Genomic DNA, 1533 nt, shown 5'->3' on the forward strand with positions numbered 1-1533 from the left:
GAAGAGTGTTCAACAGGCCGGACCATTCGTGGCGGTCGAAGGTGAGGTGGCCGTGTTCGCGGTTCTTGGTGTCGCGAACCAGGACGCTCGGTCCCTCGGCTACTTCGATGCACTCTCCGCCGTTGGTGCTGTAGCTGCTCTTGTGCCATTGCATGGGCCACCTCAAGGAGGGTCGGGTATCTCGGTCATTGCCGAGATACCCGTTGGTTTCAGCGCTGAAGAGTGTGCAGGAGGCCGGACCATTCCTGGGGGGCGAAGGTGAGGTGGCCGTGTTCACGGTTCTTGGTGTCGCGGATCAGGACGCGCTGTCCTTCGGCGACCTCGACACAGTTGCCCTGGCCACCGGTGTAGGTGGAGACGTGCCATGTCATCACTGCGGGGGTTTCAAAGGACTTCATGTCACCATCCATTTTATTGCTGGATCTACCGGTCGATTCGCTGAAGAGCGCTCGTGATCAGGTCTTCAGTGTGGGAATCGGATGCTGCGTCCTGCCAGACACTGTTGAACATACGGCTGTGCAGTGAGACCTCTTCCTCGGATTCGAGGTAGATGGCACCACCCGAGTATTCGACATAGGCCAAGGCGTAATCCTTGCCGACCACCGTGTAGTCGAGTAGCACGAAGGATCCATAGCCGGCCGCGTGTGCACCGTTCGCGAAGGGGAGAACCTTGAGATCGATGTTGTCTCTGCGCGCCATGGTGAGTAGGAAGTCCAGCTGTTGACGGAGAGCTTCGGGGCCGGCGACCTGTCGGTAAAGGGCGGACTCATTGATCACCGCTTGGATCGCAGTGGGTTCATCACCGGTCAGTTTCTCTTGCCTCCGCTGGCGAAGGTTGACCGCCTCTTGGATCTCGTTTTCTTCGTCGGGAACCCTGATGTCCTTTTCTATAAGGGATCGTGAGTACTCGGGGGTCTGGAGGATGCCGGGGATCCACTCGGGTTCGTAGGTGCGGATCCGGTGCGCCGCAGTCTCGACCCCGACGAACAGGCTGAACCAGTCGGGCAGCGCTGACTTGTAGCGCTGCCACCAGCCCGGCTGTTTGGCCGCGTAGGCCAGGTCCGCCAACGACTCGATCATGTCTGCTGCCACGCCGTAGTGCGACATGAGGAGACGTGCGTCCCCTGGGGAGATGGTGCTCTCCCCTCGTTCCACTCGCGACAAGGTGGCTTTGCTGAACCCGGCGACCGCAGCGGCTTCGGCGGAGGAACGCTTGCCACGTGCCTCTTTCAGGAAGTTGGCCAGGCCGAGCCTGGCGACCATCGGGCTGCCTACCGACACCGGGTTCCGCCTCTCCGTAAGGGCTTGGGGCCTTGGCTTTCAGTGTCTCGCATGGGCGGAAGCAGCTACAACTTTCTGCAACTCTCTCCATGAGATTTTCATAAAGAGTGTTGCATCGAGTTAAATCTCGGTGCATCATCGAAGTTAGCAGGGTGTGACGAGATGGCTACCAAGGTCACCGTGCCTGCTGTGTCCGGCTGCGGGCGAGGGGTGCACGCAGAGGTCTGCTTCGACTGTGGGAGGTAGTGATGC

General features: G+C 59.9%; 3 protein-coding genes. All 3 read right to left on the minus strand.

Annotated features, from left to right (window positions below; genetic code table 11):
• Positions 1-154 (minus strand): DUF397 domain-containing protein (locus tag ACWGKS_RS29905; RefSeq protein ID WP_452525080.1); only part of this gene is annotated, 154 nt, incomplete at its 3' end.
• Positions 155-209: 55 nt separating this feature from the next.
• On the minus strand, positions 210-398 hold the full coding sequence (locus ACWGKS_RS29910; RefSeq protein ID WP_452455450.1) for a DUF397 domain-containing protein: 189 nt from the start codon (positions 396-398) through the stop codon (positions 210-212).
• Between the two features lie 25 nt (positions 399-423).
• A complete protein-coding gene (locus tag ACWGKS_RS29915) occupies positions 424-1263 on the minus strand; it encodes a helix-turn-helix domain-containing protein (RefSeq protein ID WP_452455451.1) in 840 nt (279 codons plus the stop codon).
• Positions 1264-1533: the final 270 nt, after the last annotated feature.

This window comes from Nocardiopsis sp. NPDC055879, from assembly GCF_053615935.1.

Bases quoted from the DNA above. Each gene is read 5' to 3' on its own strand.
- ACWGKS_RS29915 (WP_452455451.1), bottom strand. From the start codon at position 1,263: ATGGTCGCCAGGCTCGGCCTGGCCAACTTCCTGAAAGAGGCACGTGGC.
- ACWGKS_RS29910 (WP_452455450.1), bottom strand. From the start codon at position 398: ATGAAGTCCTTTGAAACCCCCGCAGTGATGACATGGCACGTCTCCACC.